Source organism: Paraburkholderia hiiakae (assembly GCF_904848665.1).
GTDB lineage: Bacteria > Pseudomonadota > Gammaproteobacteria > Burkholderiales > Burkholderiaceae > Paraburkholderia > Paraburkholderia hiiakae.
The window spans coordinates 742,935-756,770 of the sequence record NZ_CAJHCQ010000001.1 but is presented as its reverse complement, the minus strand read 5'-3'; the positions used below and the strand labels follow the sequence as shown (position 1 = coordinate 756,770).

At 65.3% G+C, this 13,836-nt stretch carries 10 protein-coding genes; 5 read left to right on the top strand and 5 right to left on the bottom strand.

The features are described 5' to 3' along the window. Positions 1–85: 85 nt before the first annotated feature. The 4 genes from nagA (at position 86) to nagE (ending at position 6,678) form a co-directional block, all read left to right on the top strand. A complete protein-coding gene (nagA, locus tag JMY28_RS03240; protein WP_201694452.1) occupies positions 86–1,189 on the top strand; it encodes an N-acetylglucosamine-6-phosphate deacetylase in 1,104 nt (367 codons plus the stop codon). Beyond that, the gene (locus JMY28_RS03235) at positions 1,182–2,189 is read left to right on the top strand and encodes an SIS domain-containing protein (RefSeq protein WP_201694605.1); all 1,008 of its coding nucleotides are present in this window, start codon (positions 1,182–1,184) and stop codon (positions 2,187–2,189) included. Before nagA ends, JMY28_RS03235 begins: the two co-directional genes overlap by 8 nt. A gap of 12 nt (positions 2,190–2,201) precedes the next feature. After that, on the top strand, positions 2,202–4,796 hold the full coding sequence (ptsP, locus tag JMY28_RS03230) for a phosphoenolpyruvate--protein phosphotransferase (protein WP_201694451.1): 2,595 nt from the start codon (positions 2,202–2,204) through the stop codon (positions 4,794–4,796). A gap of 118 nt (positions 4,797–4,914) precedes the next feature. Next, positions 4,915–6,678, top strand: coding sequence for an N-acetylglucosamine-specific PTS transporter subunit IIBC (nagE, locus tag JMY28_RS03225; RefSeq protein WP_201694450.1), 1,764 nt, complete (start codon positions 4,915–4,917; stop codon positions 6,676–6,678). 83 nt (positions 6,679–6,761) lie between these two features. Here the strand turns inward: nagE and cydB are convergent, their stop codons facing one another. From cydB to rpoH, 4 genes are all read right to left on the bottom strand, one after another. After that, a complete protein-coding gene (gene cydB, locus JMY28_RS03220) occupies positions 6,762–7,898 on the bottom strand; it encodes a cytochrome d ubiquinol oxidase subunit II (protein ID WP_201694449.1) in 1,137 nt (378 codons plus the stop codon). A gap of 37 nt (positions 7,899–7,935) precedes the next feature. Next, positions 7,936–9,522 (bottom strand): cytochrome ubiquinol oxidase subunit I, encoded by a 1,587-nt coding sequence (locus JMY28_RS03215; protein WP_201694448.1) that lies wholly within the window; start codon positions 9,520–9,522, stop codon positions 7,936–7,938. Then, positions 9,509–9,811, bottom strand: a complete 303-nt coding sequence (gene cydP, locus JMY28_RS03210; protein WP_236596663.1) for a cytochrome oxidase putative small subunit CydP — start codon at positions 9,809–9,811, stop codon at positions 9,509–9,511. The genes JMY28_RS03215 and cydP overlap by 14 nt, the downstream gene beginning before the upstream one ends. 201 nt (positions 9,812–10,012) lie before the next feature. Next, on the bottom strand, positions 10,013–10,948 hold the full coding sequence (gene rpoH, locus JMY28_RS03205) for an RNA polymerase sigma factor RpoH (RefSeq protein ID WP_201694447.1): 936 nt from the start codon (positions 10,946–10,948) through the stop codon (positions 10,013–10,015). Positions 10,949–11,526: 578 nt separating this feature from the next. Between rpoH and JMY28_RS03200 the strand changes: the two genes are divergently transcribed. Then, positions 11,527–11,910, top strand: coding sequence for a nuclear transport factor 2 family protein (locus JMY28_RS03200; protein ID WP_042270104.1), 384 nt, complete (start codon positions 11,527–11,529; stop codon positions 11,908–11,910). A 143-nt stretch (positions 11,911–12,053) separates the two neighbouring features. Here JMY28_RS03200 and leuA read toward each other — a convergent pair whose 3' ends face one another. Further along, complete coding sequence (gene leuA, locus JMY28_RS03195; protein ID WP_201694446.1) at positions 12,054–13,700, bottom strand: 2-isopropylmalate synthase; 1,647 nt, start codon at positions 13,698–13,700, stop codon at positions 12,054–12,056. Positions 13,701–13,836: the final 136 nt, after the last annotated feature.

Below are 13,836 nucleotides of genomic sequence, written 5' to 3'. Positions count from 1 at the left end.
GGGAACGGCGCGCCGCCTTGGTCTCTCTCATGCATGTCACCGAAACGTCCTATCGCGCTTTGATGCGCCTCATCGGAAAACTCTCATGTTGAGCGGAAACATACTCACCCCTGAAGGCTGGATCCACGGCACGCTGTCGTTCGAGAACGGACGCATCACCGCGATCACGGGCGAGGCCACCGATCCGGCGAAGAACGACGCGCCTTACATCCTGCCGGGCTTCATCGACCTGCACGTGCACGGCGGCGGCGGCGCCGACGTCATGGAAGCCGGCGACGCGATCGAAACCATTGCGCGTACGCACGCCCGCTATGGCACCACGAGCCTGCTGGCCACCACCATGACCGCGCCGCGCGACGAGCTGATGCATGTGGTCGCGGGCCTTGGCAACGTCACGCGCAACCGCACGGCGGGCGGCGCTCGCGTGCTGGGCGTGCACCTCGAAGGCCCGTACATCAACCCCGGCAAGCTCGGCGCGCAGCCCGACGCGGCCGTTTCGGCCGTGCTCGACGAAGTGCTCAAGTACCTCTCGATCGCGCCGATTCGCGTGGTGACCGTTGCGCCCGAGATCGCGGGCCATATCGAGATCATCGGCGAGATGGCGGCGCGCGGCGTGCGCGTGCAGATCGGCCACTCGCTCGCGACCTACGACGACGCCGTGGCCGCGCTCAAGCACGGCGCCTGCGGCTTCACGCATCTCTTCAACGCAATGTCGCCGCTGCATCATCGCAATCCTGGCGTGGTCGGCGCGGCGCTCGCGCATGCCGAGTACGCGGAGATCATTCCCGACCTGCTGCACGTCCATCCCGGCGCGATCCGCGCCGCGCTGCGCGCCATTCCGCGCCTTTATGTGGTGACCGACAGCACCTCGGCCACCGGCATGCCTGACGGCGAATACCGCCTCGGCAGCCAGCACGTGACGAAATGCCTCGGCGGCGTGCGTCTTGCCGACGGCACGCTCGCGGGCAGCACCCTCACCATGGACCAGGCACTGCGCAACCTCGTTTCGATCGGCTTGCCGATCGCGGACGTGTCTGCGCGCCTGTCGCGCTATGCCGCCGACTACCTCGGCATTGAAGACCGTGGCCGCCTCGTGCGCGGCGCATGGGCCGATGTCAACGTGTTCGATCGCGAGCTGGCGCTCACCGCGACTTATGTCGAAGGAGAATCGATTGTCGAATATGCTTAAAGAAGCGCTGGCCTCGGCCAGCGTCGTCGCCGCGCAGCTCGCGGACACCTCGCCCGTCGAAGCGCTCGCCCGCGCGCTGGAGGCCGAGCCGCGCCATGTTGCGCTCACGGTCGCGCGCGGTAGTTCGGATCACGCGGCGAGCTACTTCGCCGCGCTCACCATGAGCCGCATCGGCGTGCCGGTGGCCTCGATTCCCATGTCGATCGCTACGCTCCAGCAGGCGCCCTTACGCGTGCGGGGCCAATTTGCCCTTGCTTTCTCCCAATCGGGTAGGAGTCCTGACCTCGTGGCGACGATCAAGGCACTACGCGAAGCCGGTGCGCTGACGGCAGCGATGGTCAACGTCGCGGGCTCGCCGCTCGCCGAAGCCGCCGGCACTGAGTTGCCGCTCCTCGCCGGTGCCGAGCTCAGCGTGGCCGCCACCAAGAGCTATATCGCCATGCTCGCGATGTCGGCACAGCTCGTCGGCTTCTGGCAGCGCGACGCTGCGTTCCTCGACGCCGTGCGCGCGCTCCCCGACGCGCTCGATCGCGCGGGCACGCTCGACTGGTCGAAGGCTGTCGAAGAGTTGCGCGACGTCAAACAGATGATTGTTATCGGCCGTGGTCCGGGCCTCGCTATTGCGCAGGAAGCGGCGCTCAAGCTCAAGGAAACGTCGGGCATCCAGGCCGAGGCGTTTTCGAGCGCCGAAGTGCGGCACGGCCCGATGGAGCTGATCGACCGCGATTACCCGCTACTCGTGTTCGCACCGCGCGGGCCGGAGCAGGCAGGCCTGATCGAGTTTGCCCGCGACATGGAAAAACGCGGCGCGCGCGTGCTGCTCGCGGCCCCCGCCGACGTGCCAGGCGCTGCGCTGCCGCTCGAAACGGCTGCCGATGCGGCGCTCGATCCAATCGCGGCCATTTTGTCGTTCTACGTGATGGCGGCGGGCCTGGCGGCCGCGCGCGGGCGCAACCCCGACGAGCCGCGTTACCTGAACAAAGTCACCGAAACACACTAGATTGGAAAGCGAATGGAACGCATCGAGGAGTCTCGCCTGATGGATCCGCATACTCGCGTCGAGGGGCACATCGTGCTGGTTTCGCCGCTCACTGGGCCGGTCGTGCCGCTCGCGTCGGTGCCTGATCCGGTGTTCTCGGAAGGTTTGTTCGGAGACGGCATTGGCGTCGATCCGCTCGTCGGCCGTGTCGTCGCGCCGTGCGACGGCATCGTCGTGCATCTCGCGCGCACCGGCCACGCGGTCACGCTGCAAACGGCCGAAGGCGCACAGGTGCTCGTGCACGTCGGCATCGACACCGTCGAGTTGAACGGCAAAGGTTTCACGCCGAAAGTCGCGCAGGGCGCGCAGGTGCGCCGCGGCGACACGCTGATCGACTTCGATCTCGACGTGGTGGCGTGCAATGCGCCGAGCCTCGTCTCGGTCGTCGCGATCGCCAATTCAGATGCCTTCGAAGTGATCGAGCGCGCGGGTGCGGGTCACGTCGAAGCGGGCAAGTCCGGGTTGCTCGTGCTGCGCGTGCGTGATGGCGCACAGATCGCCACGGCCCACGAACTGGTTGCGAACGAAGTGCGCCGCAGCGTCACGCTCACGCATGCGGGCGGTCTGCATGCGCGACCGGCGGCGCGCTCGCGCGAAGCGGTGCGCGGCATCGACGCGCGCGTCGAGGTCCGCTTTGGCGATCGCAAGTCTGCCATCGAAAGCGTCGTGGGCCTGCTGGGCCTCGGTGCGGGCGAGGGCGCGACCATTGAACTCGTCGGCATCGGCCGGGAGGCGCAGCGCGCCGTGGACGCCGTAGCCAACGAACTCCTGCGCGAAGCGCCCGGCGAGGGCGGCGAAGCCCCGGCGCGGCAGCAGTCGCCCGCGCCCGTGATGCCGGAAGCCGCGGCCGTCGTGGCATCCCCCGCCGAGGCGGGCGTCCTCGCGGGCGTATGCGCGGCGCCGGGCGTTGCGGTGGGCAAGCTGGTGCGCTGGGACGAAGCCGAACTCACGCCGCCCGAACTCGCGAGCGGCTCGTCGGCCGCGGAAAGCCGTCTGCTCGATAAGGCGATCGCCGCTGTGGACGCCGAACTGAACCAGAGCGTGCGCACGGCTTCGCAGCGCGGCGCGATTGGCGAAGCGGGCATTTTCACGATGCACCGCGTGCTGCTGGAAGACCCGACGTTCGTCGACGCCGCACGCGATGCGATCAGCCTCGGCAAGAGCGCGGGCTACGCGTGGCGCGAAGCGATTCGCGCGCAGATCGCGGTGCTCGGCAAGGTGGACGATCCGCTGCTCGCGGAGCGCGCCGCCGACCTGCGCGACCTCGAAAAGCGCGTGCTGCGCGCGCTCGGCCTCTCGAACACGGCCGCGCGCACGCTGCCCGAAGAAGCCGTGCTCGCCGCCGACGAATTCACGCCTTCCGATCTCGCAACGCTGGACCGCAAGCGCGTGACGGCGCTCGTGATGGCGCGCGGCGGCGCGACCTCGCACGCATCGATCATCGCGCGCCAGGCGGGCATTCCGGCGATCGTCGCGCTCGGCGACGCGCTTCATGCGGTGCCGGAGGGCACGGAAGTCGTCATCGATGCGCTCGCAGGCCGCTTTGCGTACACGCCGAGTGCGCTCGATATCGAGCGTGCGCGCAGCGAGAAGCAGCGCCAGGCCGGCGTGCGCGAAGCGAACCGCCGCACGTCGCACGAAGCCGCCGCCACGCGCGACGGCCACGCGGTGGAGGTCGCGGCCAACATCGCGACGCTGGAAGATGCCAACACGGCGGTGGATAACGGTGCGGACGCCGTGGGTCTCCTGCGCACGGAACTGCTGTTCATCCATCGCCAGGCGGCACCGACGGTGGAAGAGCATCTTCAGAGCTACCAGGCAATCACGGATGCGCTCGCGGGCCGCACGGCGATCATCCGCACGCTCGACGTGGGCGCCGACAAGGAAGTCGACTATCTGACGTTGCCGCCCGAGCCGAACCCGGCGCTGGGTCTGCGCGGCATTCGCCTCGCGCAGGTGCGGCCCGATCTGCTGGACGACCAGCTGCGCGGCCTCCTTGCCGTGAAGCCGGCGGGCAAGGTGCGCATCTTGTTGCCGATGGTGACCGACGTGGGCGAACTCGTGCGCCTGCGCGAGCGCATCGACACGTTCGCACGCGAAGCGGGCCGCACCGAGCCGATCGAAGTGGGCGTGATGATCGAGGTACCCTCGGCTGCGCTGCTCGCGGACCAGCTCGCGCGCCATGCCGATTTCCTCTCGATCGGTACCAACGATCTCACGCAGTACACGCTCGCGATGGACCGTTGCCAGCCCGATCTCGCGGCGCAGGCCGACGGCCTGCATCCGGCCGTGCTGCGTCTCGTGGCAGCGGCGGTCGAGGGTGCGAACAAGCACGGCAAGTGGGTGGGCGTGTGCGGTGCGCTGGCGGGCGATCCGCTCGCGGTGCCGCTGCTCATCGGCCTCGGTGTGACGGAGCTTTCCGTCGATCCGGTTTCCGTGCCGTCGATCAAGGCGCGCGTGCGCAAGCTCGACTACAACGACTGTCGCCAGCGCGCTCAAAGCGCGCTCGCACTCGAATCGGCGCAAGCCGTGCGTGCGGCAAGCCGCGAAAGCTGGCCGCTCGATTGATGGCTTCTGTTGCACCTACCCTAAGCAATCCTTAAAAACACGCCGGCGTGCGCAGCGATCGTGCGCCGGCTTCTCTCACCCACACGTCAAGCAAGAGATAGAGACTGGAGGCAGTTCAATGGATGGCAATCCGTTTCTCAAGATACAAAGCCTCGGCCGCGCGCTGATGCTTCCCATCGCAGTGCTGCCGGTCGCCGGCATCCTGCTACGCTTCGGCCAGGCCGACATGCTCAACATCAAGATCATCGCCGACGCGGGCGGCGCGATCTTCGATAACCTGCCGTTGCTGTTTGCGATCGGCATCGCCGTGGGCTTCGCGAAGGACAACAACGGCGTAGCCGGCCTCGCGGGCGCATTGGGCTATCTGGTCCAGACCGCCGTGATGAAGGACATCAACGACAAGCTCAATATGGGCGTGCTGTCGGGCGTGGTGGCCGGTGTCGTCGCGGGCATGCTCTATAACCGCTTCAAGGACATCAAGCTGCCCGAGTTTCTCGCGTTCTTCGGCGGCAAACGCTTCGTGCCGATCGTCACAGGGCTTACGTGTCTGGTGCTAGGCATCGTGTTCGGCTATGCGTGGGGACCGGTGCAGGGCGTGATCGACACGGCCGGCCACTGGCTCACCACGGCGGGCGCGATCGGCACCTTCGTGTACGGCTTGCTCAACCGCCTCTTGCTCGTCACGGGTCTGCATCACATTCTCAACTCGCTCGTGTGGTTTGTGTTCGGCTCGTTCACGCCGGCAGCCGGCGGCGGCGCCGTCACGGGCGACCTGCACCGCTTCTTTGCGGGCGACCCCACCGCGGGCAGCTTCATGGCCGGCTTCTTCCCGGTGATGATGTTCGGCCTGCCGGCAGCGTGCCTCGCGATGCTGCACGAAGCGCCGAAGGACAAGCGCGCGATGGTGGGCGGCCTGCTGCTTTCGATGGCGCTCACCTCGTTCCTCACGGGCGTGACTGAGCCGATCGAGTTCACGTTCATGTTCCTCGCTCCCGTGCTCTACGCGATCCATGCGGTGCTCACGGGGCTGTCGCTGGCAATCTGCTCGCTGCTCGGCATCAAGCTCGGCTTCACGTTCTCGGCGGGTTTCATCGACTACGTGCTGAACTACGGGCTCTCCACGCATGGCTGGTATGCGATTCCGCTCGGCGTGGTCTATGCGGTCGTGTACTACGGGCTGTTCCGCTACTTCATTCGCCGTTTCAACTTGCCCACGCCGGGCCGCGAAGCCTCGGCGGGCGATACGGCAATCGCCTCGACGATGTCTGGCGTTGAGGTGGCGGCTGGTGGCGCGGCAACGGCGGCGTCGCTCTCGCGTGCTGCGCGTTACATCGATGCGCTGGGCGGCGCGGCCAACCTCAAGGTGGTCGATGCCTGCACGACGCGTCTGCGTCTCTCGGTGGCCGATCCGGCGCATGTTTCGGAGCCGGCATTGAAGGCAATCGGCGCGCGCGGCGTACTCAAGCGCGGCGGCGAAAGCGTGCAGGTCATCATCGGGCCGGAAGCGGATATCATCGCCGATGAAATTCGCGGTGAGATCGCACGCGGCGGTGCGGCGGCGGCTAAGCCGGTTGCCGCGGCGCAGCCCGCTGCACAGGCCGTTCCGGCCGGTGAGGCGAACGCGAGCGCGGATGTCGCGCAGGGTCCGCTCGATCCGAATCCGTCGCGCTGGCTCGCGGTGTTCGGCGGCGTTGCCAACATCGTTTCGCTCGACGCGGTAGCGGCCACACGCCTGCGCGTGGTCGTGCGCGACCCGGCGGCCGTGGATCGCGAGAAGCTCGGCGCGCTCGACGTGGCGTGGATCTCGGCGGATACGCTGCACATCGTGGTCGGCGATGCCGCGCCGCGTTATGCGCGTGAACTGGCGCTTCAGCCGGCGTAATCGAATCGCTGCATGCCTATGAAAAACGCCGCGGCGCATGCCGCGGCGTTTTCGTTTCTGGCGTCTTTCAACGTCTTCGATGCTTAGTACAACGTGTGATGGTTGTCCCGTATGGCATCAGCGGTAATTTTGCCGCGCATGACGCGATAGACCCATGCCGTATAACCGAGCACGATCGGCAGGAAAATGATGACGGCAACGAGCATGATCTCGAGCGTCATCTTGCTCGAGGTCGCGTCCCAGACCGTGAGGCTCGAACGCGGGTCGAGCGACGAGGGCATGATGAACGGGAACATCGAGAAGCCCGCGGTGAGAATCACGCCGACGATCTGCAGCCCCGTACTCAGGAACGCGAGCCGCTCGAAGCGTGAGAGCGCGAGTGCGAACGCGAGCACGCCGCCGAGCAGACCCAGGGCAGGGGCGAGCGCCATCCACGGATAAAGCCCGTAGTTGGCGAGCCAAAGCCCAGGCCCGGAATCGACGCTCTTGAGGAGCGGGTTGGCCACCGTATCGAGAGGCGCGGGCGACGTAATGGTATAGCCGCCGATGAGCGTCGCCACGAGCGCGCCCGCCACGAGGAACAAAACGACCGTGAGCGCCGCGAAGAGCCTCAGCGCCTTCGAGGCGCGCATGGCGACGACGCCATCGGTCTTCGTCTTCAAAAACGCCGCACCGTGCGCGGTGAGCATGCAAACGCTCACCAGTCCGCAGATCAGCGCGAACGGATTGAGGAGTGCGAAGAAGCTGCCGTGATACGTCACGCGCAGGTCCGTGTCATAGGCGAACGGTACGCCCTGGAGCAGATTGCCGAACGCCACGCCAAACACGAGCGCGGGCACGAAGCCGCCGATAAAGAGACCGCAGTCCCAGCCCTGGCGCCATCTCACGTCCACGCGCTTGCCGCGATAGTCGAAGCCCACGGGCCGGAAAAACAGCGAGAAGAGCACGAGCAGCATCGCGAAGTAGAAGCCCGAGAACGACGCCGCGTAGGCGAGCGGCCAGGCGGCGAACATCGCGCCGCCCGCGGTGATGAACCAGACCTGGTTGCCTTCCCACGTCGCGCCCACCGCGTTGATGACGATACGGCGTTCCTCGTCGTTCTTGCCGACGAAGGGCAGCAGCACGGCCGCGCCCATGTCGAAGCCGTCGGTAAGCGCAAAGCCGATCAGCAGCACACCGATCAGCACCCACCAGATCAACTTGAGCGTTGCGTAGTCCATGGCGTGTTCCCTCGCGTCTTTCGTTATCTCGCGTCGATCACATGACCTTGCCGTCGGTCGCCAGCGTGGCCGTCTGCTCGTGGAAGTAACGGCCGGTGTGCAGCGACGACGGCCCGAGGCGCGCGTACTTGAACATCAGCGTGATCTCGATGATGAAGAGCACGGTGTAGAAGATCACGAAGCCCGCGATGCTCAGCATCACGTCGCCGGGCGCGAGGCTCGAAGCCGAAAGGCGCGTGGGCAGCACCTCAGCGATGGTCCACGGCTGGCGGCCCGTTTCCGCGACGACCCAGCCGAACTCGGCGGCGAGCCACGGCAGCGGGATCGCCACCAGCGCCCAGCGGAGGAACCAGCGGCGGTTCTCCTTGAGCAGCGAGCGCTGCGCGCAGAACCAGAAGGCGAGCACGAAGGTTACGAGAAAGAAGATGCCGAGACCCACCATGACGCGGAACGACCAGAATACGGGTGCAACGGGCGGTATCGCGGTTCTCGACGCGGCCCTGATCTGCTCGGAGGTCGCGTCGACCACGTTCGGCGTGAACCGCTTGAGGAGCAGGCCGTAGCCGAGGTCGGCCTTGTGCGCTTCGAACACGTCGCGCGTTTCGGTGTCGGCGCTGCCTTCTTTCATCTTTTGCAGCGCGGCGTACGCGAGCATGCCGTTGCGGATGCGCACCTCGGCGCGACCCATCAGGTCTTTCAGGCCGATCACGGGTGTGTCGATCGAGCGCGTGGCGATGATGCCCATTAGCCAGGGAATGCGGATCGCGTAGTCGGTGCGCTCTTCCTTCTGGTTAGGCAGGCCGAACAGCGTGAACGGCGCCGGGGCGGGCGCGGTGTCCCATTCGGATTCGATGGCGGCGAGCTTGACCTGCTGCACGACGCCGTCGGTGTAGCCCGATTCGTCGCCGAGGATCAGCACGCACAGCGTGGACGCCAGGCCGAAGCCCGCGGCGATCGCGAACGAGCGCAGCGCGAACTCCACGTCGCGCCGGCGCAGCAGGTACCACGACGAAATGCCGAGCACGAACATCGACGCCGTCACGTAGCCGGCCGAAACCGTGTGCACGAACTTCACCTGCGCGACGGGGTTGAAAATCACCTGGAACAGGTTGGTGAGTTCCATGCGCATGGTTTCGTAGTTGAACGCCGCGCCCACGGGGTTCTGCATCCAGCCGTTGGCGATGAGAATCCACAGCGCGGAAAGATTCGAGCCGAGCGCGACGAGAAACGTGGTGAAGAGATGCGCGCCTTTCGACAGACGATTCCAGCCGAAAAAGAACACCCCGACAAAGGTCGATTCGAGGAAGAACGCCGCGAGCCCTTCCACGGCGAGCGGCACGCCGAAAATGTCGCCCACATAGTGCGAGTAGTACGACCAGTTGGTGCCGAACTGGAACTCCATCGTGAGGCCGGTGGTGACGCCCATCGCGAAGTTGATGGCGAAGAGCTTGCCCCAAAACTGCGTCATGTCCTTGTAGATCACCTTGCCGGTCATCACGTAGACGGACTCCATGATGACGAGCAGCCACGAGAGGCCGAGCGTGAGCGGCACGAAGAGGAAGTGGTAGAGCGCGGTGATGGCGAACTGAAGACGCGAGAGTTCCACCGATTCAATCGTGGGCATAACGGTCTCCTCGTTGTGGCGGCATGGTCTGAGGTTGGGACGCGGATGGCTTGAGCTTTGATGTCATGGGCACGGCCAGGATGGCCTGCGCGACAGCGGCAGGCGGCATGTTCATGTCTTCTGCCTGCGGGTGATTGAAGAATGCGTATTTGAGCGCCATCAGCAGGACGAGCTTGATGACAAGAACGAGGGCAATATCGCGCGCGAAGGTGGGGCCGCGCATCCACTGAAGGATGCGCGTGCGCAGCAACGACGGTGTGCGCTGGCGTTGACCGGAAGCCGGGATCATGACGACGGGTGCCCTCGAACGCGTTGCGAGGCCAGACCGCGGCGCGGCCTCTGGCTCACCACCTCGAAATCATCTTAGGGTGGAAACAGCGAGGCCGGTGCGAAGGTGCTCAGCTTGCGGGGCGCGCAAAAGAAAAACCCCGTTCGCGGGAACGGGGTTTTCGGTTTAGCGTTCAGGCCTGCTAAGGCTTACGCGTAGTGCTTACGCGTACTCGGCGAGCGCGGTGCGCATCTTTTTCATGGCGCTTGCCTCGATCTGGCGAATGCGCTCGGCCGAAACACCGAACTCGTCGGCTAGTTCGTGCAGAGTCGAGCCGCCCGAACCGTCGTCCTCGACGTTGAGCCAGCGCGCCTCGATGATGCGGCGGCTGCGGGCGTCGAGCGCTTCCAGCGCGCTCGCGATGCCGTCGGACTGCAGGCGGTCGCGCGAACGTGCGGCCAGCACGGCGCTCGGCTCGCTATGCGAGTCGGCGAGCCAGGCGATCGGGGCGAACGACTCCTCGCCGTCATCGGTCTGGCCTTCGAGCGCGATGTCAGCGCCTGACAGGCGCGTTTCCATCTCCACGACCTCTTCGCGCTTCACGTTCAGTTCCTGCGCGAGGCCGTCGATTTCCTCCGGCGTGAACGACTGCAGGCCCTGCTTGTGGCTGCGCAGGTTGAAGAACAGCTTGCGCTGCGCCTTGGTCGTGGCGACCTTCACCATGCGCCAGTTGCGCAGGATGTACTCGTGGATCTCGGCCTTGATCCAGTGCATCGCGTACGACACGAGGCGGACATTCTGCTCGGGGTCGAAACGCTTCACGGCCTTCATCAAGCCGATGTTGCCTTCCTGGATCAGGTCGGCGTGCGGCAGGCCGTAGCCGAGGTAATTACGTGCGATCGACACGACGAGACGCAGGTGCGACAGCACCAGACGGCGCGCACCTTCAAGATTGTTTTGCTCGCGAAACTCGGTCGCGAACTGGCGCTCTTCCTGCGGCGTCAGCATCGGGATCCGGTTCACGGCTTGAATATAGGCGTCGATGTTGCCCAGCTGGCCGGGCAACAGGGAAGCATTCGCGAGCGCCAATGAGCCCCCGGCCTTGGCCGATGACGGGCTCAGCGTATTCGGAAGGGTCATGGTCATTGCGTTGCTCACGTAGCGAACTCCTTAGGAATCTTGCAAAAGTCAGACAGCGACTCCACGCTGGATGTTAGCACTCTGAATTGCCGAGTGCTAATACTTGGAGTCTGTAGGGGCTTCAAGGTTCCTTTGTTCCTATCGAAATGGTTGTATCGATAGATTACACTAAACGCCGGCAGCCAAGCGGGGCGGGGCCTCGCGCCCGGCGCAGGCCAGCGCAGGGGGGGCAGGCCGAAGGAACACTCTAGAACGGGACAACCGTCCAGCGCGAGGGCGCGGGAAATAAAGGGTTGAATCAGGGGTTCTCGACAGGCCACGCGGCGCTCGGACATTGCCACGGAACCTAATATATAGACATCGGACGAAGCTGAAAGTGCTGCGCTGCGACATCAGGGCGCGGCCATGGGGATGCCGCCACCGCCATGCGCGGTTTTCACCGGGCGCATGGTTTGTGGTGTATAGATGGAGACGTTGTCTTTGATCGCAAGTATCCTTGCGCCGAATCCTGGTATAAATTTCAGCCAGACGTATGCTGAAAATCTTCGGCGTGGATCTGCGCTCAGGCGCGGGCCGGCGCGCAAGGGGCTCTAGCGATGGCGGCAAAATTAATCGATGCGATTCGCGGACTTGAGCGCGAGCGCTTTCGCGCGATGGTTGACGGCGACGGCACGTCGCTGGACCAGTTGCTGTCCGATCACGCGACCTTCGTCCACACCAACGGCAAACGCGAGACCAAACAGCAGTTCATCGAGGCGATCACGGCGGGCCGCCGCCGGTACCGCCAGATCGAGATCCAGTCGCAGGACGTGCTTCACGCTGGAAACGAGGCCTGCGTAGTCTCGGGCCGCGTGCTGATCGAGATGGAAGCGAACAACGGCGCGCTGCTCTTTCCTATTGCCTACACGGCGATCCAGACGCAGGAAGGGGGGCATTGGCGTCTGCTCGCATGGCAGGCGACACGTTGCGCGATCGAGTGATGACCTGGTAAGTCCACTCGCTGGAACGCCGCTTAAGGCGTTTCAGGCGCACGCTGGCGGCCCGTTTTGCCGCCGGCGCTCAACAATCCCGCCGATTTCCCTGCTTAACGTCAAACTGCTTACCTTGCCGCGTGCGAGGGGCGTCAGGCCGCCACGCGCCGATCTGCTTGCGTCCAGACCGCACGATTCACCGCGCTGACCACTGCCGCAATGCACGCATGGACCGCGTCTTCGCCCACGCCCACGCCGTGGCGCAGCGGCTGGCTGCCCACACGCGCGCCGACAAATACGGCCGTGCCGCCCTGCGCCGTACGCTCGCTCTCGAACGACGTGATTTCAATTCTCTCGCCCGCCATCGCCGCGATTGCGGCGGCCACAGCTTGCGCATGCGCTTCATCGATGCTCGCGGCAGCCGGCATGGCGACGTCGCGGCCTTCCCAGCGCACACGACCTGGACCGATGTTGGCGGCCGGTCCGCGCGTTTCGAAATATTCACGCGCGAAGAGCGCGCAGACTGCATCGCCCGTGATTTCCTCGCCCGACGTATCGGCGACGGTCTGCACGGCGTGGCTGAACTCGATCTGCACGCGGCGCGGCGGCGTGAAGCCCATGCCGCGCTCGAGCAGATACGTCGCGCCGCCCTTGCCCGACTGGCTGTTCACGCGGATCACGGCGTCATAGCTGCGGCCGAGATCAGCGGGATCGATCGGAAGATAGGGCACTTCCCAAACGGTGTCGGGCCGTTGCTGCGCGAAGCCCTTGCGGATCGCATCCTGGTGCGAGCCCGAGAACGCCGTGAACACGAGGTCGCCGGCATACGGATGGCGCGGGTGCACGGGCAACTGGTTGCAGCGCTCGACCACGCGGCGCACGGCGTCGATATCGGAAAAGTCGAGGCCCGGGTCGATGCCCTGGGTGTAGAGGTTCATCGCGAGCGTGACGAGATCGACGTTGCCGGTGCGTTCGCCATTACCGAACAGGCAGCCTTCGATGCGGTCCGCACCCGCGAGCAGCGCCATTTCGGCGGCGGCCACGGCCGTGCCGCGGTCGTTATGCGGGTGCACGGAAAGGACGATGCTGTCGCGATACGCGAGGTTGCGGTCCATCCACTCGATCTGGTCGGCGTAGACGTTGGGCATCGCCGCTTCGACGGTCGCCGGGAGATTCACGATCATCTTGTGATCGCGCGTCGGGCGCCACGTCTGGGCCACCGCATCGCAGACTTCGCGCGCGAAGGTCAACTCGGTCATGCTGAACGTTTCGGGCGAGTACTGGTAAATCCAGTGCGTTTGCGGGTTTTTGTCAGCATGTTCGCGAATGATGCGCGTGCCTTCGACCGCGAGCGCCTTGACTTCCTCCTTCGAATGACCGAACACGATCTTGCGGAACGATGGGCAGATCGCGTTGTAGAGGTGGACGATTGCGCGCGGCACGCCTTCGAGCGCTTCGAAGGTGCGTGCGATCAGTTCTTCACGCGACTGGACGAGCACTTCGATGGTCACGTCGTCAGGAATGCGCTTTTCTTCGATCAGCTTGCGCACGAAATCGAAGTCGGTCTGCGAAGCGGACGGAAAGCCGACTTCGATTTCCTTGAATCCGATCGCGACGAGCATCTCGAAAAACTCGGTCTTCTGCTCGATGCTCATCGGCTCGATCAGCGACTGGTTGCCGTCGCGCAGGTCGGTGCTCATCCAGATCGGCGCGCGTTCGACGGTGCGCGTCGGCCATTTGCGGCCGTTCAAGCGGATGGCGGGGAAGGGGCGGTACTTCTCGGCGGGATTACGCAACATGACGAGCCTCGTTCTTCATGGTGTCGTTTGCGATGGCTGTCGGCAGCGGGCGGCTAGCGGGCTGGCGACGGAGCACGATGCGCGAAACTTCATGCGTACGGGCGGCAACCTCGGACGCGAAGAAGACGGCCACGGT

Bases quoted from the DNA above. Each gene is read 5' to 3' on its own strand.
- nagA (WP_201694452.1), top strand. From the start codon at position 86: ATGTTGAGCGGAAACATACTCACCCCTGAAGGCTGGATCCACGGCACG.
- JMY28_RS03200 (WP_042270104.1), top strand. From the start codon at position 11,527: ATGGCGGCAAAATTAATCGATGCGATTCGCGGACTTGAGCGCGAGCGC.
- leuA (WP_201694446.1), bottom strand. From the start codon at position 13,700: ATGTTGCGTAATCCCGCCGAGAAGTACCGCCCCTTCCCCGCCATCCGC.
- JMY28_RS03235 (WP_201694605.1), top strand. From the start codon at position 1,182: ATGCTTAAAGAAGCGCTGGCCTCGGCCAGCGTCGTCGCCGCGCAGCTC.
- JMY28_RS03215 (WP_201694448.1), bottom strand. From the start codon at position 9,522: ATGCCCACGATTGAATCGGTGGAACTCTCGCGTCTTCAGTTCGCCATC.
- cydP (WP_236596663.1), bottom strand. From the start codon at position 9,811: ATGATCCCGGCTTCCGGTCAACGCCAGCGCACACCGTCGTTGCTGCGC.
- nagE (WP_201694450.1), top strand. From the start codon at position 4,915: ATGGATGGCAATCCGTTTCTCAAGATACAAAGCCTCGGCCGCGCGCTG.
- ptsP (WP_201694451.1), top strand. From the start codon at position 2,202: ATGGAACGCATCGAGGAGTCTCGCCTGATGGATCCGCATACTCGCGTC.
- cydB (WP_201694449.1), bottom strand. From the start codon at position 7,898: ATGGACTACGCAACGCTCAAGTTGATCTGGTGGGTGCTGATCGGTGTG.